This is a genomic window from Arthrobacter zhaoguopingii (assembly GCF_009828605.1).
Lineage (GTDB): Bacteria > Actinomycetota > Actinomycetes > Actinomycetales > Micrococcaceae > Arthrobacter_D > Arthrobacter_D zhaoguopingii.
Genome location: NZ_WIAE01000020.1, coordinates 1 through 23,161 on the forward strand (window position 1 = coordinate 1; position 23,161 = coordinate 23,161).

Sequence of the window (23,161 nt, forward strand, 5' to 3'; positions counted from 1 at the left end):
ATGCTGAACTCGCCGACGTCCAAACGCTACTCAACATCCGCCCCCGACAAACCCTCCACTGGCGCAAACCCTATGACAAACTCAACGAACTGATCACCGGTGTTGCGCTAACAACCTGAGACAGCCGCCGGGAAAGCGTGGTGAGCTGCAGTATCGGCGCTGCTGGTGGGCCCGCGGCGGTGGGAGACGACGACGGCGGCAGGGCGCCTCCCGCTAGAACGGGTGGAGCAGGCGCTGGACGAAGCGCCGGGTCCGTTCGTGCTTGGGGTTGCGCAGCACCTGGTCCGGGTGGCCGCGCTCGACGACGACGCCGCCGTCCATGAACACCACCTCGTCGGCGACCTCACGGGCGAAGGCGAGCTCGTGGGTGACGATGACCATGGTCCAGTCCTCCTCGGCCAGGTCCTTGATGACCTTGAGCACCTCGCCTACCAGCTCGGGGTCGAGGGCCGAGGTGGGCTCGTCGAAGAGCAGCAGGTCGGGCCGCAGTGCCAGCGCCCGGACGATTCCCACCCGCTGCTGCTGCCCGCCGGAGAGCTCGAAGGGGTACTGGTCCTTCTTCGCAAGGAGTCCGACCCGGTCGAGCAGCTTCTCCGCATCCTGTACCGCCTCGGCCCGGCGGCGCTTCTGCACCTGCACCGGGCCCTCGATGATGTTCTCCAGCACTGTCCGGTGCGGGAAAAGGTTGTACTGCTGGAACACCATGGCGCTCTGGTCCCGCAGGGAGGCCAGTTCCCGGGGGGAGACCCGTGCGCCGAAGGTCACCGATGGCCCGCCGGCGAAGGCGACCGTTCCGCCGTCGGGCACCTCCAGACCGTTGAGGCAGCGCAGCACCGTCGTCTTGCCCGAACCGGAGGGCCCTACGAGAGCGACGACCTCACCGCGGCGCACGGTGAGGTCAATCGAGCGCAGCACCGTGTTCGTGCCGAACGACTTCTCGAGCCCCTCGGCGGTGAGCAGGACCTCGCCGGGCGCACCGGCGCGCCCCGGATCAGTGGTGAACATAGCGGTCCAACCTTTTCTCGAGAGCTCCCTGCCCTGCGGCGAGGATGAAACAGAACACCCAATAGATCAGCGCCGCCTCGAGGTAGAGCAGCATGAACTCCTGGCTGAAGGCGGCGATTTCCTGGGCCTGGCGGAACAGCTCGGTGACCAGGATCAGCGACGCCAGGGAGGTGTCCTTCACCAGGGAGATGAAGGTGTTGGACAGCGGGGGAACCGAGACGCGCGCGGCCTGCGGGAGGATGATGCGCCGCAGCGCCAGCCGCCGTGACATGCCGATGGTGTGCCCGGCCTCCCACTGGCCCTTGGGCACCGACAGGATGGCGGCCCGCAGGATCTCCGCGGCGTATCCGGCGACGTTGAGCGAGAACGCGATCACGGCGCTCGGCCAGGGCGGGATCACCACGCCGATGGAGGGAAGCCCGTAGAAGACGACGAAGAGCTGCACCAGCAGGGGAGTGCCCCGGATGACCGAGATGTATCCTCGGGCGATGCCGGACAGCAGCCGCCGGCCGCTGATCCTCATCAAAGCGAGGACCAGGGCCAGCGTGAGGCCGAGGACGAATGAGACAAGAGTCAGCGGGATGGTCCCGGTCAACCCGCCCTGGAGGAGAGGCCAGAACGAACTCCGGAACAGCTCCCAATCCACTTAGTCGTCCTTCCATCCGCGTATGTGCGCACGGCCGCGTCGAGTTGCCCGGCGGTGGGTTCCGGGTGGAGATTGCGGATCCACCTGCCGGTCCGCCGGGCGGCTCAGCCGCCGGCGGGCCCTCTGGGATTAGCTGCTGACGTCGGCGCCGAAGTACTTCGTCGAAATTTCGGCAAGGGTACCATCGGCCCTCAGCTCGTCCAGGGCGTCGTTGACGGCCTCGACCAGGTCTTCGCTTCCCTTCTTGAAGGCCACGGCGCTCTCCGAGGTGTCCTCGGTCTCCGCGGCGATCTTGATGGAGTCGTTCTTCTCGGTGTTCTGGTAGTCGAGGTAGGTCAGCTCGTCGTTGATCGTCGCGTCGACCCGGCCCTGCTGGAGGAGGGAGACCGACTGGGCCCACCCCTCGACGGCCTCGACCTCGGCGCCGGCCTCCTTGGCCATCTCGTACCAGTTGCTCGTGAGCGACTGGGCTGTGCGCTTGCCCTCAAGATCCTCGAAGGAGGTGATCTCGTTGTTGTCGGCGCTGGTGACGATCACGCCGTTGCTGACGGTGTAGGGATCGGAGAAGTCGTACTTCTCGGTGCGCTCTTCGGTGATTGAGACCTGGTTGGCGATCGCGTCGAAGCGGCCCGCCTCGAGTCCGGCGAAGATCGCATCCCACTGGGTCTCCTCGAACTCGACCTCGACGCCGAGCTTCTCTCCGACAGCGGTGATCACTTCGACGTCGTACCCGGTGAGCTCGCCGTTGCCCTCTTCATGGAAGCTGAACGGCTTGTAGGTGCCCTCTGTGCCGACGGTGAGAACGCCGGATTCCTGGATTTCCTGGAGGGTCGACGGCGCCGCCTCGGTGGCTCCGCCGCCTCCTCCTCCGGAGTTGGACGAAGCCGAGCACCCGGTGACGGCAAGGGCCAGCGCTGCGGCGGTGCCGAGGACGGACAGACGGAAGGTCATGGTGAAGTCCTTAAAATTCTTTGAGGGGGTGTCTGCGGGCGGCGCGGTTAACCGCCTTCTACAATGTGCAACAACATTGAACCCTGTCATTGTTCCGCGGCGGTGGCGACCCAGTGTGACGCCAGATGTCGAACTTTCCTGCGAACCCTTGAAAAAGCGTCGCAAATTGTGCCTTGGGCTAACTCCGGGAGCCGGGCAGCCCGAGCGCCTAAGCTTGTAGAGGCTGAACGGAAGGCACCTGCATGAGCATGGAAGGCGCGGCGTGGAGTTCCCTCTACCGGATCTCCACCGCCAAGGACCGCACGAACAAATTCTCGAAGGAAACGCTGAAGCGCATTGTCGCGTTTGCGGTGCCCTACCGGGTGAAGCTCACGCTCTTCATCCTGTTGTCGGTGGCCGCCGCGTTCCTCGCCGTCGCAACCCCGGTGCTCGCCGGGCAGGTCGTCGATGTCATCGTCGCCGACGGCGCCACCCAGACGGTGATCTGGCTCGCCGTCGTCATCGCCCTGGTCGCGGTGGCGGACGCCGCCGTCAGCCTGGCCACCCGCTGGTACTCGGCGAACATCGGTGAGGGTGTGATCCTCGACCTGCGCACCGCCGTGTTCAACCACGTCCAGAAGATGCCGATCGCCTTCTTCACGCGCACCCGCACCGGCGCCCTGGTGAGCCGGCTCAACAACGACGTGATTGGCGCCCAGCAGGCCTTCAGCGGCACCCTCTCCGGGGTCGTCAGCAACACGGTGGCCCTGGTGCTGACACTCATCGTCATGCTGAGCACCTCCTGGCTGGTGACGGTCCTTGCCGTCGTGATGCTCCCGCTGTTCCTGGTGCCGGCGCGGCGCATGGGCGGGAAACTCGCGGCGCTGCGGCGCGAGGCGGCCGACCACAACTCGGCGATGAGCACGCAGATGACCGAGCGGTTCTCCGCGCCCGGAGCGACCCTGGTGAAGCTGTTCGGCCGGCCCGACGCCGAGTCCGAGGAGTTCCGGGTCCGCGCCGCCCGAGTGCGCGATATCGGCGTGCGCATGGCCATGCTCCAGTTCATCTTCTTCACCGCGCTGATGCTCGTCTCGGCCCTCGCCCTCGCGCTCGTCTACGGCCTCGGCGGAACCCTCGCCCTCGGCGGGCAGCTCGAGACCGGCGAGGTGGTGACCCTCGCCCTGCTGCTCACGCGGCTGTATGCGCCGCTGACATCCCTGGCAAACGCGCGGGTCGAAATCATGAGCGCACTGGTCAGCTTCGAGCGGGTCTTCGAGATCCTCGATCTGAAGCCGCTGATCCAGGAAAAGCCCGACGCCCGGGAGGTGCCGCCGGGACCCGTGACCATCGAGTTCGACGACGTCCGCTTCGCCTACCCGTCGGCCGACAAGGTCTCCCTGGCCTCGCTCGAGGAGGTCTCCACCCTCGACACCCGCGGAGGCGAGGAAGTGCTCCACGGCATCTCCTTCACCATTCAACCGGGGCAGACCGTCGCGCTGGTGGGTACCTCCGGCGCCGGGAAGTCGACCATCGCGCAGCTGCTGGCGCGCCTCTACGACGTCGACAGCGGCGCGGTGCGCCTGGCCGGGGCCGACGTCCGTGACCTCACCTTCGCCTCAATGCGCTCCACCTTGGGCATGGTGACCCAGGACGGGCACCTCTTCCACGAGACCATTCGGTCCAACCTGCTCCTCGCGCGCCCCGAGGCGACGGAGGACGAGATCTGGGATGCCGTCCGCCGCGCCCGCCTGGAGCCACTGCTGCGATCACTTCCGGACCAGCTCGACACCATGGTCGGGGAGCGCGGCTACCGGCTCTCCGGCGGGGAGCGCCAGCGCATGACCATCGCCCGGCTGCTGCTGGCCCAACCGCGTGTGGTCATCCTCGACGAGGCGACCGCGGCGCTCGACTCCACCTCGGAGGCGGCAGTGCAGGCCGCCCTGACCGAGGCGCTGGAGGGGCGGACCGCCATGGTGATCGCACACCGGCTCTCGACCATCCGCAGCGCCGACCTGATCCTCGTTGTGGAGGACGGCCGGATCGCCGAACGCGGCACCCACGAGGAACTGCTTGAGCGCGGGGGCCGCTATGCGGAGCTGCACCGGACGCAGTTCGCGGTGCAGAAGAATGCCGCGCCGGACGAGGATCCCGAAGTGCTTAGCGGGGCGCCTGCCGCGCCGTAACCTCCGGCGCAGGCGGTGCGCCCAGCGCGGGGAGGACGAACTCGGTCAGCAGCGGGGCGAGGTCGGTCCGGCCCCCGGCCGCCGCCAGGTCCAGCCAGCCGATCTCCTCGATCTCCGCGGCTGGAACCGGGGTGCCCTCCAACGGGCCCAGGAACACGGCGGCGTCGATGAAGGTGTCCGGCTCGTTCGCCGCCGGCCCATACCAGCGGCCGAGCAGCCGAAGCCGACCCTCTGGCACGTCCAGGCCCAGTTCTTCCTGGAGTTCGCGCACCGCTGCGGCTCCGGCCGTTTCCCCGGGCTCGAGCTTGCCTCCGGGCTGCATGAACATGGTGGTGCCGCGCTTGCGTACGAGGAGGAGGCGCCCGGCGCCGTCGAGCAGGCACAGCGCGGCGATGGAAAGCACGTGGGTCATAGCCGCCTCGGGGGTTCGGGCAGGGCTGCCCCTTATTTCATCAAAGTGCCCCTGGCCGGAATCGAACCGACGACCTTCCCTTTAGGAGAGGGACGCTCTATCCTACTGAGCTACAGAGGCCTGCCGGGGCGGATCCACCCCTGTCAAGCGCTCCCAGCTTACCCGCTTCCGCTGCCGTGCTGAAAAGCTCAGGACCGTGCTGTCGGGCCGCCGGGCAGCGTGCGAATCCTACAGGGAGACCCTTCCCCCGTCGAGGTGGGGCGAAAGGAAGCGCTGATGCTCTTGTCAAATCCACTTTTCTGTACTTTATTTCGCCGTAACACGCAGTATGTGATTGCAGTCACGCCCGTTTCGGGGTTGATTTGAGGGATGAAAATTTCCCAGGCATTACCCCACGCCGTGGCCGAGGACGTGGGATGGCTCGCCGCCATCGATAACGCCATCAATGCGGCCTTCGAGCCGATCGCCACAGGCTTCTCGGCGGTCGTCTTCTATCCAATTACCATCGGGGAGGTCAGCTTCCCCGCCGTGGTGGCCTGGCTCATCGCAGCCGGTGTCATCTTCACCATCTACTTCGGCTTCATCCAGTTCCGTGGGCTCAAGGTCGCCACCGAGGTGATCCGGGGCAAGTATTCGGTCAAGGACGATCCCGGAGAGGTCCCGCACTTCCAGGCTCTGACCTCCGCGCTGTCAGGAACCGTCGGGCTGGGCAATATCGCAGGCGTCGGCGCCGCGATGGCCCTCGGCGGCCCCGGCGCCACCTTCTGGATGATCCTCGCCGGACTGCTCGGCATGGCCAGCAAGTTCGCCGAGTGCACCCTCGGCGTGAAGTACCGCGAGGTTCACGAAGACGGCACCGTCAGCGGCGGTCCGTTCAAGTACCTCCCCATCGCCTTCAGCAAGCTCGGCAAGGTTCCCGCGAAGATCCTGACCGGGATCTTCGCCGTCGCCATCCTCATCTTCGGCATCGCCGGCGGCAACATGTTCCAGGCCAACCAGACCTTCGCCCAGGTGCAGAACGTCACCGGCGGTGAGGACGGATTCCTCGGCAGCGCGGGTGCAGCCCTGATCTTCGGTATCATCCTGGCTGTCCTCGTCGCCGCCGTCATCCTCGGCGGAATCAAGTCCATCGGCGCCACCACCAGCAAGCTCGTCCCTGCCATGGGATTCGTCTACGTGACGTCCTGCCTGCTCGTGATCCTCGTGAACATCGGCCAGGTCCCCGCCGCCTTCGGCGCCATCATCTCGGGCGCCTTCAACCCCGCCGGCATCGCCGGCGGCATCGTGGGCGTCATGATCGTCGGGTTCCAGCGTGCCGCCTTCTCCAACGAAGCCGGCCTCGGCTCCGCAGCGATCGCCCACTCGGCAGTGAAGACCCGGCGCCCCGTCAGCGAAGGCTTCGTCGCCCTCTTCGAACCGCTCGTCGACACGGTGATCATCTGCACCATGACGGCGCTCGCCATCATCATCGCCGGCGCGCCAAGCCTCCAGGCCGGTATCGACCAGGTCCAGGCCGGCGACGGCCCGCCCGACGGCGTGACGCTGACCTCCGATGCGTTCGAAACGGTGCTCCCGTGGTTCCCGATCGTCCTGGCCATCGCCGTGGCGCTCTTCGCCTACTCGACGCTCATCACCTGGTCCTACTACGGGCTGAAGGCCTGGGAGTTCCTCTTCGGCCGCGGCAAGACCTCGGAAGTCATCTACAAGGTCATCTTCCTGTTCTTCACCGTCGCCGGCTGCGTGCTGACCTTCAGCCAGGTCATCAGCTTCGCCGACGCCGCCCTGTTCGTCTGCGCCTTCGTGAACCTGCTCGGTGTGTACCTGCTGCTGCCGGTCATCAAGCGCGAGATGAAGGAATACCTCGCCGACCGCAAGAGCGGCAAGCTCGCGCAACTCGGCATCGAACCCGAAGACATGCGGAGCCCCCGCTAGCAGTTCCACCCGGTCCTGCGGCCGGAATAGATTCCCAACCCAAAGCGCCTGCCGGCGGAGATCTGCCGGCAGGCGCTTTCCTGTCCGCCGAAAGCATGCCGGGGCGGTGCGTGTCAGCCCCACCGCCTAGACTGGTGGGCACCATGGATATGCTTTTCGACCCGTACCCCGCGCCCAAGAACCCAGGTTCGAAACAGCCACGGGGCGGGCAGGTCTCCGCGTCGTCCGATCCGGCACTCGCGCACAGCCCCGTCTCGGCACGCCCCAGCGAGGAGCGCGCCCGGGAGCTCCTCGAGGGGCTGAACCCGCAACAGGAGGAAGCGGTCCGCCACAGCGGCTCCCCGCTGCTCATCGTCGCCGGCGCGGGCTCGGGCAAGACCCGCGTGCTCAGCCACCGCATTGCCCACCTGCTGGCCACCGGCCGGGCGCGGCCGGGGGAGATCCTCGCCATCACCTTCACCAATAAGGCGGCGGCCGAGATGCGCGAGCGCATCGAGGCACTGATCGGGGACGTCGCCCAGCGCATGTGGATCTCCACCTTCCACTCCTCCTGCGTGCGCATCCTGCGCCGGGAGGCCGCGAGCGTCGGACTGAACTCCAACTTCTCCATCTACGACTCGGCCGACACCCTGAGGTTGATCACCCTCACCGCGAAGGGCCTCGACCTGGACCCGAAGCGGTTCGCGCCCAAGGCCATCCAGCATAAGATCTCCGCCCTGAAGAACGAGTTGATCGACGAGGAGGCCTACGCCGACGCGGCCGACCCCTCCGACCCGTTCGAGACCGCTGTCGCCGAGGTCTACAAGGGCTACGCCCAGCGCATGCGCTCGGCCAACGCCATGGACTTCGATGACCTGATCGCCCAGACGGTCTACATGTTCCGTGCCTTCCCCGGGGTGGCCGACTACTACCGCCGCCGGTTCCGGCACGTCCTCGTCGACGAATACCAGGACACCAACCACGCCCAGTACGCCCTGGTCCGGGAGATCGTCGGGGTGCCGGGGGAGACCACCGACGATCCCGCCGAACTGACCGTGGTAGGCGACTCCGACCAGTCGATCTACGCCTTCCGCGGCGCCGACGTCCGGAACATCGTCGAATTCGAGAACGACTACACCAGTGCCCGCACCATCCTGCTCGAGCAGAACTACCGGTCGACGCAGACCATCCTGAGCGCGGCCAACGCCGTGATCTCCCGCAATCCCAACCGGCCCGAGAAGCGGCTGTGGACGGCCGAAGGCAACGGCGAAAAGATCGTCGGCTATGTGGGGGAGAACGAACACGAGGAAGCCCGGTTCATCGCCGACGAGATCGACCGGCTCCAGGACGAGGAGAACCTGCGCCCCGGAGACGTTGCGGTGTTCTACCGCACCAACGCTCAGTCGCGCTCCATCGAGGAGATCCTGCTGCGGGTCGGCCTGCCCTACAAGGTGGTCGGCGGCACCCGCTTCTACGAGCGCAAGGAGATCAAGGACGCACTGGCCTACCTGCGGGTGCTGGTGAACCAGGACGACGTCGTCAACCTGCGCCGGATCCTCAACGAGCCCAAGCGGGGCATCGGGGACCGTGCAGAGTACGCGGTCGCCGCCCTCAGCGAGCGGCACCGCATCAGCTTCATGGAGGCGCTTCGGAGGGCCAACGAGGCGCCGGGGATGGCGACCCGGTCGGTGAATGCCGTGGCAGGCTTCGTCAAGCTCATCGACGACCTCGCCGGGGTCGCGGAGGGCTCGGGCGCCTCGGCGGCGCTCGAGGCGGTCCTTGAGCAGACCGGGTACCTCGAACAGCTGCGCACCAGCAACGACCCCCAGGACGAGTCCCGCGTCGAGAACCTCGCCGAGCTCGTCGCCGTCGTGCGCGAATACGAGCGCGACAATCCTGAGGGAACCCTCGGGGACTTCCTCGAACAGATCTCCCTCGTCGCCGACGCCGACTCGATCCCCGACGCGCCGGAGGGTTCCGCGGAGGAGGTCGAGCAGGCCGTGGCGGAGGCGCGGCGCCAGGGCGTCGTGACCCTGATGACCCTTCACACGGCGAAGGGCCTCGAGTTCCCGGTGGTCTTCCTCACCGGCATGGAACAGGGAATCTTCCCGCACCAGCGGTCGGCGACCGATCCGAAGGAACTCGCAGAGGAGCGCCGGCTCGCCTACGTCGGGCTCACCCGCGCCCGCCGCAGGCTCTACCTGACCCGCTCGGAGGTCCGCAGCATGTGGGGGCAGAGCCAGTACAACCCGGCCAGCCAGTTCGTCTCCGAGGTTCCCGACGAGCTCATCGAATGGAAGCGCGAGGGTGCGTCCCTGCCGGCCTGGAACGCCAGCCCGACGAGCGGCCCGCGCTTCAGCGGATCGTACTGGGGATCCGGCGCGTCCGGCTCCGGAGCGGCAGCGGCCTCCCCGGCCAAGGCCATCGGGCGCGTCCAGCCCCAGAAGGAGGTTATCTCGGTGGCGCCCGGGGACAAGGTCAACCACACGACCTTCGGCAACGGGACCGTGGTCGCGGTCGAAGGAGCCGGGGATAAGACGGTGGCGAAGGTGCGCTTCGGCGAAGGTGAAAAGCGCCTCCTGCTGCGTTATGCGCCGCTCACAAAGGCCGGATAAATCTCGATTTTCGCCTAACTTAATTTCAATTCTTTCTACAACTCATAGAAGTGTGGCCTTCCTCACGAAACGGGTAGTCTGGAAAAGGCCCCCAGTGCCAAGGGACTAAAGTTCCCTGTGTAAACCTACTTCGACGTAGAAGGACACTAGCCCGTGGACCTGTTTGAATATCAGGCGCGCGATCTCTTTGAGGCACACGGAGTTCCCGTGCTCGCCGGCATCGTGGCGCACACCCCTGAAGAAGCCAAAGCAGCAGCTGAAAAAATCGGCGGAGTCGTCGTCGTCAAAGCTCAGGTCAAGGTTGGTGGCCGCGGTAAGGCCGGCGGCGTGAAGGTGGCCAAAACCGCCGACGAAGCCCACCGCTATGCCTCGGACATCTTGGGGATGGACATCAAGGGTCACACGGTTCACACCGTCATGATCGCCCAGGGCGCCGACATCGCCGAGGAGTACTACTTCTCGGTGCTGCTCGACCGGTCCAACCGAAACTACCTCGCCATGTGCTCCGTCGAGGGCGGCATGGACATCGAACAGCTCGCCGTGGAGCGCCCCGAGGCGCTGGCCCGCGTTGCCATTGACCCGGGCGTCGGCATCGACTCGGCCAAGGCCCAGGAGATCGTCGAGACAGCAGGTTTCCCTCCGGAACTGCACGAGGGCGTCATCGCGACGATCCTGAAGCTGTGGGACGTGTTCGTCAAGGAAGACGCAACGCTCGTCGAGGTGAACCCCTTGGTGAAGACCGGCAGCGGCGACATCCTCGCCCTGGACGGCAAGGTCACCATCGATGAGAACGCCGGCTTCCGCCACGCGGACCACGCGGCGCTCGAGGATAAGGACGAGGCCGACCCGCTCGAGGCGAAGGCCAAGGCCAACGACCTCAACTACGTCAAGCTCGACGGCGAAGTCGGCATCATCGGCAACGGCGCCGGACTCGTGATGTCCACCCTCGACGTCGTCGCCTATGCAGGGGAAGCCCACGGCAACGTGCGCCCCGCCAACTTCCTCGACATCGGCGGCGGAGCCTCCGCTGAGATCATGGCCGCCGGCCTCGATGTCATCCTCAACGACACCCAGGTGAAGAGCGTGTTCGTCAACGTCTTCGGCGGCATCACCGCCTGCGACGAGGTCGCCAACGGCATCGTGAAGGCCCTCGAAATCCTCGGCGACGAAGCCAACAAGCCCTTGGTGGTCCGCCTCGACGGCAACAAGGTGGAGGAGGGCCGCGCCATCCTGCGCGGAGCCAACCACCCCCTGATCACCCTGTCCGACACCATGGACGAAGGCGCCGACAAGGCCGCCGAACTGGCTTACGGAAAGTAAAGGTTTTCACCAATGTCTATCTACCTCAATAAAGACTCAAAGGTGATCGTCCAGGGCATCACCGGCGGCGAGGGCACCAAGCACACCGCACTGATGCTCGCGGCGGGTACCCAGGTCGTCGGCGGCGTCAACGCCCGTAAGGCCGGCACCACCGTGACCCACGGCGACGTCACCCTGCCGGTCTACGGCACAGTGAAGGAAGCCGTCGCCGAATCCGGTGCGGATGTCTCCATCGTGTTCGTGCCGCCGGCCTTCACCAAGGACGCCGTCGTCGAGGCGATCGAGGCCGGCCTCGGCCTGGTCGTCGTCATCACCGAAGGCGTCCCCGTGCAGGACACCGCCGAGTTCTGGGCCCTCGCCCAGTCCAAGGTCGACGCCGACGGCAAGCAGGTCACCCGCATCATCGGCCCGAACTGCCCCGGAATCATCACCCCGGGGGAGTCCCTGGTAGGCATCACCCCCGCGAACATCACCGGCAAGGGCGGCGTCGGCCTGGTCTCCAAGTCCGGCACCCTGACCTACCAGATGATGTTCGAGCTGCGTGACCTCGGCTTCTCGACGGCCATCGGCATCGGCGGCGACCCCATCGTCGGCACCACCCACATCGACGCCCTCGCGGCGTTCGAGGCCGACCCGGAGACGAAGGCCATCGTCATGATCGGCGAAATCGGCGGCGACGCCGAAGAGCGTGCGGCCGAGTACATCAAGGCCCATGTGACCAAGCCGGTCGTCGGCTACGTCGCAGGCTTCACCGCCCCGGAGGGCAAGACCATGGGCCACGCAGGTGCCATCGTTTCGGGCTCCGCCGGAACCGCCCAGGCCAAGAAGGAGGCCCTCGAGGCCGCCGGCGTCAAGGTGGGCAAGAGCCCGTCCGAGACCGCACGCCTGCTGCGCGAGGTTTACGCCACGCTCTAGCTCTCCAGCCCTTCAGGCAGAAAAGCCCCGGACCGCTGCGGTCCGGGGCTTTTTCGCGTACGCACGCAGGAGGTGCCGTCGCCGGAGCATGCTGTGCCGCTCCCATGACACGATGGGCGCATGACAACGACGCCGGCGTCCGCCGGTTCCCGCTACCTCATCACCCGCAGCCGCCTGATCAAGGCGCCCGCCGCGCGCATTTTCGAAGTGCTCGCCACCCCGGCACTTCACAGCGTGATCGACGGCTCAGGCACTGTCCGCGGGGAACAACCCGGTGGCCCGGCCCGGCTTTCGGCAGGCGCCCGGTTCGGCATGAACATGAAGCTCGGGCCCCGCTACCGGATCCTCAACCGGGTTGTCGAATTCGAGGAGGGGCGCCGGATCGCCTGGCGCCACTTCTCCCGCCACGTGTGGCGTTACGTCCTCGAACCGCGCGGGGAATCCACCCTCGTCACCGAGCAGTGGGACGCCCGGCCGGTGCCCTGGAAGCTGGTCCTGCTGCTCGCGGGATTCCCGCGCCGGCACCCGGCGAGCATCGAAAAGACCCTGGTCCGCCTCGACGAGTACGTCACCGGGCGGCCCTGACCGCCGCAGGATGCTCCCCTGGGGATCCTCCGGCTGAGCGCTAGAGGGCGGTTGTGCCGAAGAGCATTCCCAACAGGTAGGTGGCTGCCGCGGCGCCCAGCCCGATGGCGAGCTGGCGCAGCGCGAGCCTCAGCGGGGAGGCACCCGACAGCAGCCCCACCACGGCGCCGGTGGCCAGCAGCGCCAGCCCGACGAGGACGCACGCCGTGACGACGGCGGCCAGGCCCGTGAGGCCCACGAGGTAAGGGAGGACCGGAATCACCGCTCCCGAGGCGAAGAAGCAAAAGCTCGAGGCCGCAGCGCCCAGCCCGGTGCCGACCTGTTCGTGGGCGTCCTCCGACGGGTCGGTATCCGGCTGCAGGGAGAAGCTCGGGTCACAGTCGCAGGCAGCGAGCCCCATGCGTTCCTCGGCGCGGTGCGTGGCGGCCTCAGGGGTCATTCCCCGCGCCCGGTACACCAGCACCAGCTCGTTGGCCGCAATGTCGAGTTCCTTGGAGGCAGTCAGCGTGACCTGCGTGGGACGGGTCGCCGACAGGAGCTCCCGCTGGGAGCGGACCGAGACATACTCCCCGGCACCCATCGAGAGGGCGCCGGCCAGCAGGCCGAAAAGGCCGCTGACGAGGATCAACCCGGTGGAAACCCCCGTCGCCCCGATGCCCATGATGAGCGCAAGGTTGCTGACGAGGCCGTCATTCGCGCCGAAGACTGCGGCCCGGAAGTTCCCCGAGAGGCGGTTCCGGCCGCGGGTCGCCAGCGCCCGGACCACCTCCTCGTGGATCTGCTCGTCGGCGGCCATCGCGCTGGTCGCGGTGGGATCGGCCGCATAGGGGGAGCGTCCTTCGGCCCGCTGGGCCAGGGCGAGGACAAACACCGAGCCGAACCGCCGTGCCAGCAGCCCCAGCAACCGGTTGCGCACCGAAGGGCGGACCGGGCGTCCCGCCTCGTCGCCGAGCAGCTTCAGCCAGTGCGCTTCGTGGCGGCCCTCGGCATCGGCGAGGGCGAGCAGGATGTCGCGTTCCTCGCCGCTCCGGCGCCGGGCGAGGTCCCGGTAGGTGGCTGCCTCGGCGCGCTCGTCGGCGAGGTACTGGCGCCAGCGCTTGAGGTCGCGGGGATCGTGCCCGGATTGAGCGGCTTTCACTGAATGCTCCTCTAAACCTGCTGCAGTGATCGCCGGGTAGGTGGAGCTCCGGCCTGCAACACGTGGACGTGTTCTGGCCGAAGGTCTCGCTCGCCGCCCTGTTGACGGTGGACTGCCGGGCGGCTCAATTGACGCCAGTATGTCGACAGGCCTCGCGGCACACCGGCCGCGGAGCTACTCCCCTTCGCTGCCGACAGTCTAACGTGTCCGCGCCCGACGTGTTTTCGACCGGTGGGCTGGTTGTCCCGATGCGCCGTTTCTCGGCGGCGCGGCGGGGAAGCACCAATCCGCGCACCGGATCGTCGAGAATACACAGGGGGCGCTACCGTGACGCCAGTGCGGCACGGTAGAGTCAGCAGGGTCAAAACAGGAAGCAGGCTTATGAAATCGGAGTTCTCCCGTCCGTGGACGGCGCGCTACGCGCCCGGCGTGCCACACGAGATCGAGGTCCCGGACGGATCGTTGTTCGACCTGCTCGAATCCGCAGCAGCCCGCCACGAGGACCGCACGGCGCTCGAGTTCTTCGGATCGGAGACCACGTACGGCCGGCTGGGTGCCGACGTCCTGCGCATCGCCGAAGGGCTGCGCCGGCTCGGAGTCACAGCAGGGGACCGCGTGGCCCTCGTCCTTCCCAACTGCCCGCAGCACATCGCCGCCTTCTACGCCGTGCTCCGGCTCGGGGCGATCGTCGTTGAACACAACCCGCTCTACACCGACCGGGAACTGCGCCACCAGTTCGAGGACCACGGCGCGAAGGTCGCCGTGGTGTGGGACAAGGTGGTTCCGCAGGTCCAGCGGCTCCCACAGGACCTCGGGCTCGAAGCGATCGTCTCGGTCGACCTCACCCGCGCGCTGCCGGCCGGAAAGCGCCTCGCACTGAATCTGCCGCTTCCCGCCGCCCGCCGCGCCCGGTCCGCCCTGACCCCGTCGGAAAAACTCACCGGGCCGCACCCTCTCCACCGCTGGGAAGGGCTGCTGGCATCCCCGCCGCTGGATCAGGGGCATCCCCGGCCCGCGTCCGGCGACACCGCAGTCATCCAATACACCAGCGGCACCACGGGAACCCCCAAGGGCGCCGTTCTGACGCACCGCAATCTGCTCGCCAACGCCGCCCAGGGCCGTGCCTGGGTGCCCGGACTTCTTGAAGGGGAGGAGGTCGTCTACGCGGTGCTGCCCATGTTCCACGCCTACGGGCTGACCCTGTGCCTGACCTTCGCCATGAGCATCGGGGCGCGGCTTGTCCTCTTCCCGCGGTTCGACGTCGACCTCGTGCTGCAGGCCGTCCGGAAGAGCCCGCCGACGTTCCTGCCGGCGGTTCCCCCCATCTACGACCGGCTCGCCGCGGCCGCCGAGGAGCGGGGGATCGACCTCTCGAGCATCCGGTTCGCCATCTCCGGTGCCATGAACCTGCCTCCGGAGACGGTGGTCCGCTGGGAGAAGGCCACCGGAGGGTACCTCGTTGAGGGCTACGGGCTCACCGAGACCTCCCCGGTGGCTCTTGGCAATCCCATCGGCCCCACCCGGCGGCCGGGCACCGTCGGCGTCCCGTTCCCCAACACCGACATCCGGGTCGTCGACCCCGATCGCCCGGACGTGGAGAGGCCGCCCGGAGAGGCCGGCGAACTGTTGATCCGTGGCCCGCAGGTGTTCTCCGGCTACTGGCAGAAGCCCGAAGAAACCGATGCCGTGCTGCTTGAGGGAGGGTGGTTCCGCACCGGCGACATTGTGAGCGTCGACGCCGACTCCTACGTCAGCATCGTCGACCGGATCAAGGAACTGATCATCACCGGGGGCTTCAACGTGGCTCCCACCGAGGTGGAGGACACCCTTCGAGCCTGCGGCCCGGTCACCGATGCCGCCGTTGTCGGCCTGCCACGGCCCGGCGGCGGGGAGGACGTCGTCGCTGCCGTCGTGATGGCCGACGGAGCGGAGCTCGACGAGGAATCCCTCCGCAAGCGCTGCCGGGACGGTCTGGCCGCCTACAAGGTTCCCCGCCGCATCTTCGCGGTCGACGAACTGCCCCGGTCCTTGATCGGGAAAGTTCTGCGGCGCGAGGTGCGCACCAGCCTCCTGAACAGCAAGCCAACAACACCTACCGGAAGACAGGCACCATGAGCGTCAATGCACCAGAAACGACGAATCCCTGGAAGGACAGCCTTGGCCGGGCCAGCCTGCGCTCTGCCCAGGTCCTCCTGATGCTGCTGCTCGCCGTGGTCACCGTCTACGCCCTGATCCAGGTGCGCCTCGTGGTGATCCCAATTCTGCTTGCCCTGATCCTTGCCTCGGCCATCGTGCCGCTCGTGCACTGGCTCCGCCGCAAGGGCTGGCCCGCCTCCGCGGCCACCGGATTCTCCTTCCTGCTTCTCCTGCTCCTGTTTGGAGGGCTGATCACCGGCATTGTGTTCGCCGTGCAGAACCAGGCCGGTGAGCTCGTCGACAGCGCCGTGCAGGGCTTCGACCAGCTCTATGCCTTCGTCGAGAACGGCCCGATTCCCGTTGACTCGGGCCAGATCCAGCAGGCCCGGGACGCGGTGGTCGACTTCGCCACCAGCAGCACCGCGGGCGCCGGGGCTTTGTCCGGCCTGAGTGCCGCGACCAACTTCATCGCGGGCGGCCTGCTGATGGCCGTCATCCTCTTCTACTTCCTCAAGGACGGCGAGAAGATCTGGGCCTTCATCCTGCGGGCGTTCAAGGGCAAGCGGCTCGTGAAGGCCCGCCGGGTTGGCTACAGCAGCCTCGCCGTGCTCGGCGGCTACGTCCGGGGAACGGCCATCGTGGCACTCGTCGACGCCGTGTTCATCGGCATCGCGCTTGCCGTCCTCAGCATTCCGCTGGCCCTTCCACTGTCCGTCATCGTCTTCATCGGGGCGTTCATCCCCCTCGTCGGGGCCACCCTGGCCGGGGTCCTCGCAGCCCTGGTCGCGCTGGTCTCCAACGGTCCCACTGCGGCGCTGATTGTGATCATCGTCGTCATCGTGGTGAACCAGCTCGAGGGGAACTTCCTCCAGCCGGTCGTCATGGGACGCACGCTGAGCGTCCACGCCCTGGTCATCCTGCTCGCCCTGACCGCCGGAACCATCCTTGCCGGCATCATCGGCGCCATCCTGTCGGTGCCGGTGGCCGCCGTCACCTGGGCCGCGATCAAGGCGTGGAACCAGGAGGAGGACGACGCGATCACCGATACGGAAATCGTCAAAGCCGAACAGGCCACTGCCCTCGATGAGAGCGGGCACGGCCTGAGCACTCTCCCCAAGGACGACCCCCAGGCCGTCGAGCTGGCCGAGCTCGCGGCCGCCAAGCGCTCCGATGAGAACCGCCCCGGCGTCGCGTCGCGCGGTGTCACCCCGGAGACCGAGGAATCCTCGAAGCAGTTCGCGGAGGAGCCGTCGGTCCCGGCCACGGCCGGTTCCCCCGGCACCCCCGGAACCGGCTCGCACGGCGACGGCTCCGAGGATACCGGCGCGGCTGCTTCCTCTGCGACCCGGCGGGAGCGGCGGGACCGCCGGGACAGCGGCGGCTCCACCGCCCTTGACGACTGACCCACTGACCGGCGCCCACTGACCGGCGCCGGTTGAACAGCCGGCCGAACAGCTGATTGAAAAAACCAAGGGCCCCTCCCGCGCTGCGGGAGGGGCCCTTGGGCTGTTACATCCGGCTACGGACGATCCGGAAGGGCCGATGCCCCGCCGGCGGACGCTTCGACGCCCGGCGCCTCATCGTCGGGAACATTGCCGGCCACGCGGTCTTCCCAGGCGCTCATGACGGCCGGACTGGTGGGCGGGCTTGCAAAGGAAACCGCGATGTACACGAAGGCGGAGGCGGCAAGGCCGAAGTAGATCGGCTCGTTCGCGTAGATGCCGTCGTACTGGTTCTCGGCGTTCACCTCGAGGTAGATCATGGTGCCGAGGGTGACGAGCGTCCCGACGGCCATGGAGACCCCGGCGCCGAGGCCGTTGCCGCGCTTCCAGACGAGGCCGCCGATAATCGAGACAAGAAGTCCGCCGACAAGGATGTCGTAGGCGATCGTCAATGCGGCGACGACGTCCTGGACGACGATGGCGAGGGCGATGGCCGTGACGCCGAGCCCAAACACCCACCACCTGCTGGCAGTGACATCATGTGCCTCGGCGTTCCCGGCGGGCTTGGTGTGGATGCGCGTACCGGTTGTGGCCGACCGGGCGTCCCTCCGGGTCGTCCAGCTCCTCACGTAGGGGAGCACGTCGGTGCGGGCTACCGTGGCAGCGGCGATCAGCGAGCCGGAGGCCGTCGACATCATTGCGGCGACGGCGGCAGCCAGGACGAGGCCGCCGATCCCGATGGGCAGCACATTGATGGCGATGTCGGCGTACACATCGTCCCGCGATGCGATGTCGGGCAGGATGACGCTGGCTGACATGCCGATCACCGCTCCGGCGACGCCGTACAGGATGCAGTAGATGCCAGCCGTGGCGCCGCCCCAGCGGGCGACCTCCGGCGTGCGGGAGGTGAAGACCCGCTGCCAGATGTCCTGGCCGATGAGCAGGCCCAGGGTATAGACGACGAAGTAGGTGATGATGCTCTGAGCGCCGATGCCGGTGATGTTGAAGAACTCGGATCCGGCCCGCTCGGCGATGCCGTCGAAACCGCCGGCCGCCGAGAGGGAGAAGGGGAGCATCAGGGCGAAGACCCCGATTGTCTTGATGACGAACTGGGCCATGTCGGCTAGCGTGATCGACCACATTCCGCCAATCGCCGAATAGATCACGACGATGATTCCGCCGATGGCGATGGAGAGGGCGCGGTCCCAGCCGAAGAGGACGACGAAGATGGTCGCATAGGCACCGGTCGACGTGGCGCAGAGCATCAGCGTGTAGGCGAGCATGACGATCCCCGACACCTTGGTCGCCTCCGAGCCGTAGCGGAGACTCAACATCTGGGAAACCGTATAGATCTTCAGCCGCTGGATGGTCGGGGCGAACAGCAGGCTCAGCAGCAGCACGCCGGTGCCGATGGCGACGACGAGCCACATTCCCGAGATCCCGTAGGTATAGCCCAGCCCCACCCCGCCGACTGTTGAGGCGCCACCGAGGACGACGGCGGCCATGGTGCCGGTGTAGAGCAGGGGCCCAAGGCGCCGGCCGGCTACCAGGTAGTCGCTGGCATTGCGGGTGCGGGACTTCCCCCACCAGCCAAACCCCAGCATGGCCACCAGATATATAACCACTATCGTCATATTGAGGTATTCCATAGCTCATTCCCGCAGACGTCGAAGTTGCATGCTAATCAACAGTTGTTTCGTAGTAGGCTATAGTGATGGAGCTCACAGGTCAAGCGGTTGACTGGTCTGCGGTCGGGGAACGGCGCGGTGGATCGCTATGCTCGAACCGAGTCTCCGCAACCCCAGGGAAGCAGCTCGGTCCCCGCAACCCATGCCCCGCGGAAAGAGGATTGCCATGAAGGCCCTGCCCGTCGAACCCACCAACGCCCCGGTGGCGATCGGTTCCCGCATCCGCGCAGCCCGGCAGGCCCAGCGCATGACCATCGAGCAGGTGGCGGAGGCGACTGGGCTCACGAAGGGTTTCCTCAGCCGGGTTGAACGCGACCTCACCTCGCCCTCGGTAGCCTCGCTCGTGACCCTGTGCCAGGTCCTCTCGATCTCCATCGGCGACCTGTTCCTGGCCCCCGAAACCCACCTGACCCGCCTGCAGGACGCCCCCCGGATCAGCCTTGGCGGCGAGGGGATCGTCGAGCGGCTGATGACCGCCCGCTCGGAACGCCGGCTGCAGATGATCCGTGCCGTGATCGAGCCGCACGGGCGCGGGGAGGCCGAACTGTACTCGGTGGACTGCGAGGTGGAGACCCTGCACGTGGTGGAGGGCTCCTTCGAACTGATCTTCTCCAATGAGCGCTTCGAGCTGCAGGCGGGGGACACCGTGACCTTCCCGGGACGCGAGCCCCACACGTGGGCCAACCCCTCGGGGGACCGCGCCGTCATCCTCTGGACCCTGGTGCCGGCGGCCTCGGGGAAGTAGGGCGGGGGCGGGGTCGGACCACCGACGTCATTGACGCTCCATGCCTTGACCCGGTACCCGGCGCGCAATTAGCCTTACGAAAAACTATTGATGCATATTTAGCAACTTGCGGTGTGCCGCCTGCGCACCGCTGAGGAACGGACGACGCCCATGGAAGAACTGCGCATTACGGCAGGTGGCCACCTCGGCCCCATCGATTCGGCCCGCGTGCCGCGCTACTCCGGCGCCGCGACCTTCGCGCGGCTCCCACGCCTCGACCAGGTGGACCGCACCGACATCGCCGTGGTGGGGGTTCCCTTCGACTCCGGCGTCTCGTACCGGCCCGGGGCGCGGTTCGGCGCCAACCACGTCCGCGAGGCATCACGTCTGCTGCGCCCCTACAACCCGGCGCTCGACGTCTCGCCGTTCGAACGTGTCCAGGTCGCCGACGCCGGCGACATGGCCGTCAACCCCTTCAACATCCACGAGGCCATCGAGACGGTCCAGGCCAACGCGCTCGACCTGACCGCCGGCGGAACCCGGCTCGTCACCCTCGGCGGGGACCACACAATCGCCCTGCCCCTGCTGCGGGCGGCCTCCGAGCGTGCCGGTTCACCCGTGGCGCTGCTCCACTTCGACGCGCACCTCGACACCTGGGACACCTACTTCGGTGCGGAATACACCCACGGGACGCCCTTCCGGCGGGCCGTCGAGGAGGGGATCCTCGACACTGAGGCCATCTCGCACGTCGGGACGCGCGGACCCCTCTACGGCGTGAAGGACCTCGAGGACGACCGGCGCTTCGGCTTCGGTATCGTCACCTCCTCCGATGTGTTCCGCCAGGGGGTCGACGAGGTCATCGCCCGGCTGCGGGACCGCATCGGGAACCGGCCGCTGTATGTCTCGGTCGACATCGACGTGCTCGACCCCGCCCACGCCCCGGGCACCGGCACCCCCGAAGCTGGCGGAATGACAAGCCGGGAACTCCTTGAGATCCTGAGGGGGCTGCGCGGCCTCAACCTCGTCGGCGCCGACGTCGTCGAGGTGGCCCCGGCCTATGACACCGCCGAAATCACCGGCGTCGCGGCCTCCCACGTCGCTTACGACCTCGTCAGCCTCATGGCCGACAACCTCACCCCGCCTTCGAAGGAAAGCTGAATGGAAATCACCGACAGCGCCGCCTCAGTTCCGCCCCAGCCCCTCACCGGCCAGCGCAACGGCGGTGACCTCGTCGTCGAGACGCTGACCGCCCTGGGCGCCACCACCGTCTTCGGCATCCCCGGCCAGCACGCCCTCGGGCTCTTCGACGCCCTGTCCCGCTCGCCGCTGCGTTTCGTCTCGTCCCGGGTGGAAAACAATTCGGCGTTCGCCGCAGACGGCTTCTCCCGGGCCACCGGTGAGGTCGGCGTTCTCTTCCTCTCCACCGGCCCCGGCGCGCTCACCTCGCTGGCGGGACTCCAGGAGGCCTATGCCACCGGCGTCCCGATGATCGTGATCGCCAGCCAGATCCCGCTTGAGGGCCTCGGCGCGCGGCGCAAGGGCATGCTCCACCAGCTCGACGACCAGAAGGCCTCGGCGGCGAACGTCACCAAGAGCCAGCGGCTGATCCAGCACGCCTCGGGGATCCCCTCCGCAATCCAGGACGCCTGGACCGAGGCCGTCTCCTCGCCGCAGGGGCCGGTCTGGATCGAGGTGCCCCAGAACGTGCTGTTGGACCCGGTGATGGTGCCCCGGGTCGAGGATGCCCTCGCCGAGCCGTTCGACAACCCCCCGCGCGTCGAGCTCGTCCGTGAAGCGATCGAGTGGCTCACCGCCTCCAAGCGTCCCGCCATCGTTGCCGGCGGCGGAGCGCGCCGCGGCAGGGCCGAGCTTGAGTTGCTCTCCATCGCCGAAAAGCTCGGCGCCCCCGTCGTGTGCTCGCCCGGCGGCAACGGCGCGTTCCCCTGGAACCACGAGCTGTCGCTGCAGTCCTGGGTCGAGGACCGCTACGTCACCGAGGTGCTCGAGGACGCGGACCTCCTGCTGGTCATCGGCTCCTCCCTCGGTGAGGTCACCTCCAACTACTTCACCCTCGAACCGCGTGGGCGCATCATCCAGGTCGACGCCGAACCCCGCGTCCTCGAATCGAACCGCCCGGCCCTCGGCATCCGCGCCGACGCCGGGCAGGCACTCAAGGCCCTCGACGAGGCGCTGCCGACGCTCGACCGCGGACGCACCGAGGGCTATGACGCCGCAGCGCTGGTCGCCGAGACCCTCGCCAAGGTCTCGGCGCGCCTCGACGCCCAGGACCTGGGGATGGAGCGCCAATTCATGGCCGACATCCGCGAAGCGGTGCCGGACTCGATGCAGACCTTCTGGGATATGACCATCTCCGCCTACTGGGCGTGGAGCTGCTGGGACTCACGCGACGGACAGTTCCACTCGGCACAGGGCGCCGGCGGCCTCGGCTACGGCTTCCCCGGCGCCATCGGCGGCGCCGTGGGCCTGGAATCCAAGGGCCTGCCGCCGCGGGTGCTCGCGGTCTCCGGCGACGGCTCGGCCATGTACTCCATCGCGGAGCTGGCGACGGCGAAGCAGCACAACCTCCCCGTCACCTGGCTCATTGTCGATGACGGCGGCTATGGCATCCTGCGTGAATACATGGAGGGGGCCTTCGGCAAGGCGACGGCCACCGAGCTGGCCCGGCCCGACTTCGTGAAGCTCGCCGAGGCCTTCGGCGTACCGGCGCGCAGGGTCGCACCCGCCGACGTCCGGGAGGCCCTCGAGAAGAGCCTCGCGGCCGAGGGGCCGAACGTCGTCGTCGTCGAGACATTGCTGCGCCTCTTCGCGCCCACGCACCTGGCCGACTGAGCCGGGCCTGTGCCGCGCGCCGGCCTGCAGGTAGGGTTTACCTACCCGCAGGCCGGACAGAAGGGGCGCATCGATGTCATTCCGCAAGGGCGAGAAGGTCACCTGGAACACACCGCAGGGGACGACCGAGGGCAAGGTCGTCGAGAAGCGGGAGAAGGAATTCACCTTTGACGGCCAGAAGTTCAAGGCGTCCTCCGACGAGCCCTACTACATCGTCGAGAGCGCAAAGTCGGGCAAGCAGGCGGCCCACAAGCAGAGCGCCCTCAGTAAGCCCTCCTAGGCCGGTCCGCTACTTCAGTGGATCGTGGCCCCAGTTCATCAGGGAGTAACGCCACCTCGAGTGTTCGAGGTCGTCCTTGCCCGGAGTCTGCGCGAGATGCCGGTGCACGTAGCCGACCACCTTCGCCATGTGCTGGACGTCGTTCTCCGACAGGTCCGCCTTCCGGGTTTCGAGGATCTCTACGATCCGGCGGCCCGAGGCGTGCCCGACTGATTCCCCGCCGTCCTTCTGGCCAACGGAAAGCGACTCGTCGGTGTCAAGCCATTTCTTCAGCTCCGCGGCCGTCATATTGACAGATTCCCTCCATTGGGGCCACACCGCGTCGAGATCCGTACCATTCGTTGCCACCGGTCACTCCCTTCGCCGCGCGGGTTCCCGTGC

At 67.4% G+C, this 23,161-nt stretch carries 19 protein-coding genes and 1 tRNA gene; 12 read left to right on the forward strand and 8 right to left on the reverse strand.

Features of this window, described 5'->3' with window-relative positions:
* Positions 1 to 213: 213 nt before the first annotated feature.
* The 3 genes from GVV77_RS16810 to GVV77_RS16820 form a co-directional block, all read right to left on the reverse strand.
* Complete coding sequence (locus GVV77_RS16810) at positions 214 to 1,005, reverse strand: amino acid ABC transporter ATP-binding protein (RefSeq protein ID WP_159620332.1); 792 nt, start codon at positions 1,003 to 1,005, stop codon at positions 214 to 216.
* Complete coding sequence (locus tag GVV77_RS16815; protein WP_159620334.1) at positions 992 to 1,651, reverse strand: amino acid ABC transporter permease; 660 nt, start codon at positions 1,649 to 1,651, stop codon at positions 992 to 994. Before GVV77_RS16815 ends, GVV77_RS16810 begins: the two co-directional genes overlap by 14 nt.
* 129 nt (positions 1,652 to 1,780) lie before the next feature.
* Positions 1,781 to 2,602 (reverse strand): amino acid ABC transporter substrate-binding protein, encoded by an 822-nt coding sequence (locus GVV77_RS16820; RefSeq protein ID WP_159620336.1) that lies wholly within the window; start codon positions 2,600 to 2,602, stop codon positions 1,781 to 1,783.
* A gap of 242 nt (positions 2,603 to 2,844) precedes the next feature.
* Here GVV77_RS16820 and GVV77_RS16825 point away from each other — a divergent pair, with 242 nt between their 5' ends.
* Positions 2,845 to 4,764, forward strand: coding sequence for an ABC transporter ATP-binding protein (locus GVV77_RS16825; protein WP_159620338.1), 1,920 nt, complete (start codon positions 2,845 to 2,847; stop codon positions 4,762 to 4,764).
* On the opposite strand, the gene GVV77_RS16830 is transcribed toward GVV77_RS16825, so the two are convergent.
* Both GVV77_RS16830 and GVV77_RS16835 read right to left on the reverse strand, forming a co-directional pair.
* Entirely contained in the window at positions 4,739 to 5,176 is a 438-nt protein-coding gene (locus GVV77_RS16830) for an NUDIX hydrolase (protein WP_159620340.1), read from the reverse strand. The two genes, GVV77_RS16825 and GVV77_RS16830, sit on opposite strands and share 26 nt — an antisense overlap.
* A gap of 46 nt (positions 5,177 to 5,222) precedes the next feature.
* Positions 5,223 to 5,296, reverse strand: a tRNA-Arg gene (locus GVV77_RS16835).
* 249 nt (positions 5,297 to 5,545) lie between these two features.
* Here GVV77_RS16835 and GVV77_RS16840 point away from each other — a divergent pair.
* From GVV77_RS16840 to GVV77_RS16860, 5 genes are all read left to right on the forward strand, one after another.
* Entirely contained in the window at positions 5,546 to 7,108 is a 1,563-nt protein-coding gene (locus GVV77_RS16840) for an alanine/glycine:cation symporter family protein (RefSeq protein ID WP_159620342.1), read from the forward strand.
* A 143-nt stretch (positions 7,109 to 7,251) separates the two neighbouring features.
* Entirely contained in the window at positions 7,252 to 9,702 is a 2,451-nt protein-coding gene (gene pcrA, locus GVV77_RS16845; protein WP_159620344.1) for a DNA helicase PcrA, read from the forward strand.
* A 153-nt stretch (positions 9,703 to 9,855) separates the two neighbouring features.
* On the forward strand, positions 9,856 to 11,022 hold the full coding sequence (gene sucC / locus GVV77_RS16850) for an ADP-forming succinate--CoA ligase subunit beta (protein ID WP_159620346.1): 1,167 nt from the start codon (positions 9,856 to 9,858) through the stop codon (positions 11,020 to 11,022).
* Positions 11,023 to 11,034: 12 nt separating this feature from the next.
* Complete coding sequence (gene sucD / locus GVV77_RS16855) at positions 11,035 to 11,937, forward strand: succinate--CoA ligase subunit alpha (RefSeq protein WP_159620348.1); 903 nt, start codon at positions 11,035 to 11,037, stop codon at positions 11,935 to 11,937.
* 120 nt (positions 11,938 to 12,057) lie between these two features.
* Positions 12,058 to 12,522 (forward strand): SRPBCC family protein, encoded by a 465-nt coding sequence (locus GVV77_RS16860; protein WP_159620349.1) that lies wholly within the window; start codon positions 12,058 to 12,060, stop codon positions 12,520 to 12,522.
* Between the two features lie 40 nt (positions 12,523 to 12,562).
* Here GVV77_RS16860 and GVV77_RS16865 read toward each other — a convergent pair whose 3' ends face one another.
* The gene (locus GVV77_RS16865; RefSeq protein ID WP_246199882.1) at positions 12,563 to 13,660 is read right to left on the reverse strand and encodes a VIT1/CCC1 transporter family protein; all 1,098 of its coding nucleotides are present in this window, start codon (positions 13,658 to 13,660) and stop codon (positions 12,563 to 12,565) included.
* Positions 13,661 to 14,041: 381 nt separating this feature from the next.
* On the opposite strand from GVV77_RS16865, the gene GVV77_RS16870 reads away from it, so the two are divergent.
* Positions 14,042 to 15,775: a long-chain-fatty-acid--CoA ligase gene (locus GVV77_RS16870; RefSeq protein WP_159620351.1), complete on the forward strand. Its 1,734-nt coding sequence runs from the start codon at positions 14,042 to 14,044 to the stop codon at positions 15,773 to 15,775.
* Complete coding sequence (locus GVV77_RS16875) at positions 15,772 to 17,199, forward strand: AI-2E family transporter (RefSeq protein ID WP_159620353.1); 1,428 nt, start codon at positions 15,772 to 15,774, stop codon at positions 17,197 to 17,199. The genes GVV77_RS16870 and GVV77_RS16875 overlap by 4 nt, the downstream gene beginning before the upstream one ends.
* A 116-nt stretch (positions 17,200 to 17,315) precedes the next feature.
* Here the strand turns inward: GVV77_RS16875 and GVV77_RS16880 are convergent, their stop codons facing one another.
* Entirely contained in the window at positions 17,316 to 18,887 is a 1,572-nt protein-coding gene (locus tag GVV77_RS16880) for a sodium:solute symporter family protein (RefSeq protein ID WP_159620355.1), read from the reverse strand.
* Between the two features lie 205 nt (positions 18,888 to 19,092).
* On the opposite strand from GVV77_RS16880, the gene GVV77_RS16885 reads away from it, so the two are divergent.
* From GVV77_RS16885 to GVV77_RS16900, 4 genes are all read left to right on the forward strand, one after another.
* A complete protein-coding gene (locus GVV77_RS16885; RefSeq protein ID WP_159620357.1) occupies positions 19,093 to 19,671 on the forward strand; it encodes a helix-turn-helix domain-containing protein in 579 nt (192 codons plus the stop codon).
* 150 nt (positions 19,672 to 19,821) lie between these two features.
* Positions 19,822 to 20,808 (forward strand): agmatinase, encoded by a 987-nt coding sequence (gene speB / locus GVV77_RS16890; protein ID WP_159620359.1) that lies wholly within the window; start codon positions 19,822 to 19,824, stop codon positions 20,806 to 20,808.
* Positions 20,809 to 22,500, forward strand: a complete 1,692-nt coding sequence (locus tag GVV77_RS16895; RefSeq protein WP_159620361.1) for a thiamine pyrophosphate-binding protein — start codon at positions 20,809 to 20,811, stop codon at positions 22,498 to 22,500.
* A gap of 73 nt (positions 22,501 to 22,573) precedes the next feature.
* Positions 22,574 to 22,780: a hypervirulence associated TUDOR domain-containing protein gene (locus GVV77_RS16900; RefSeq protein WP_133402819.1), complete on the forward strand. Its 207-nt coding sequence runs from the start codon at positions 22,574 to 22,576 to the stop codon at positions 22,778 to 22,780.
* A 9-nt stretch (positions 22,781 to 22,789) separates the two neighbouring features.
* On the opposite strand, the gene GVV77_RS16905 is transcribed toward GVV77_RS16900, so the two are convergent.
* Positions 22,790 to 23,128, reverse strand: coding sequence for a DUF3140 domain-containing protein (locus GVV77_RS16905; protein ID WP_246199883.1), 339 nt, complete (start codon positions 23,126 to 23,128; stop codon positions 22,790 to 22,792).
* Positions 23,129 to 23,161 lie beyond the last annotated feature (33 nt).

Bases quoted from the DNA above. Each gene is read 5' to 3' on its own strand.
- GVV77_RS16900 (WP_133402819.1), top strand. From the start codon at position 22,574: ATGTCATTCCGCAAGGGCGAGAAGGTCACCTGGAACACACCGCAGGGG.
- GVV77_RS16870 (WP_159620351.1), top strand. From the start codon at position 14,042: ATGAAATCGGAGTTCTCCCGTCCGTGGACGGCGCGCTACGCGCCCGGC.
- GVV77_RS16875 (WP_159620353.1), top strand. From the start codon at position 15,772: ATGAGCGTCAATGCACCAGAAACGACGAATCCCTGGAAGGACAGCCTT.
- GVV77_RS16810 (WP_159620332.1), bottom strand. From the start codon at position 1,005: ATGTTCACCACTGATCCGGGGCGCGCCGGTGCGCCCGGCGAGGTCCTG.
- speB (WP_159620359.1), top strand. From the start codon at position 19,822: ATGGAAGAACTGCGCATTACGGCAGGTGGCCACCTCGGCCCCATCGAT.
- GVV77_RS16895 (WP_159620361.1), top strand. From the start codon at position 20,809: ATGGAAATCACCGACAGCGCCGCCTCAGTTCCGCCCCAGCCCCTCACC.
- GVV77_RS16830 (WP_159620340.1), bottom strand. From the start codon at position 5,176: ATGACCCACGTGCTTTCCATCGCCGCGCTGTGCCTGCTCGACGGCGCC.
- pcrA (WP_159620344.1), top strand. From the start codon at position 7,252: ATGGATATGCTTTTCGACCCGTACCCCGCGCCCAAGAACCCAGGTTCG.
- GVV77_RS16820 (WP_159620336.1), bottom strand. From the start codon at position 2,602: ATGACCTTCCGTCTGTCCGTCCTCGGCACCGCCGCAGCGCTGGCCCTT.
- GVV77_RS16825 (WP_159620338.1), top strand. From the start codon at position 2,845: ATGAGCATGGAAGGCGCGGCGTGGAGTTCCCTCTACCGGATCTCCACC.
- GVV77_RS16885 (WP_159620357.1), top strand. From the start codon at position 19,093: ATGAAGGCCCTGCCCGTCGAACCCACCAACGCCCCGGTGGCGATCGGT.
- sucD (WP_159620348.1), top strand. From the start codon at position 11,035: ATGTCTATCTACCTCAATAAAGACTCAAAGGTGATCGTCCAGGGCATC.
- GVV77_RS16860 (WP_159620349.1), top strand. From the start codon at position 12,058: ATGACAACGACGCCGGCGTCCGCCGGTTCCCGCTACCTCATCACCCGC.
- GVV77_RS16880 (WP_159620355.1), bottom strand. From the start codon at position 18,887: ATGGAATACCTCAATATGACGATAGTGGTTATATATCTGGTGGCCATG.
- GVV77_RS16840 (WP_159620342.1), top strand. From the start codon at position 5,546: ATGAAAATTTCCCAGGCATTACCCCACGCCGTGGCCGAGGACGTGGGA.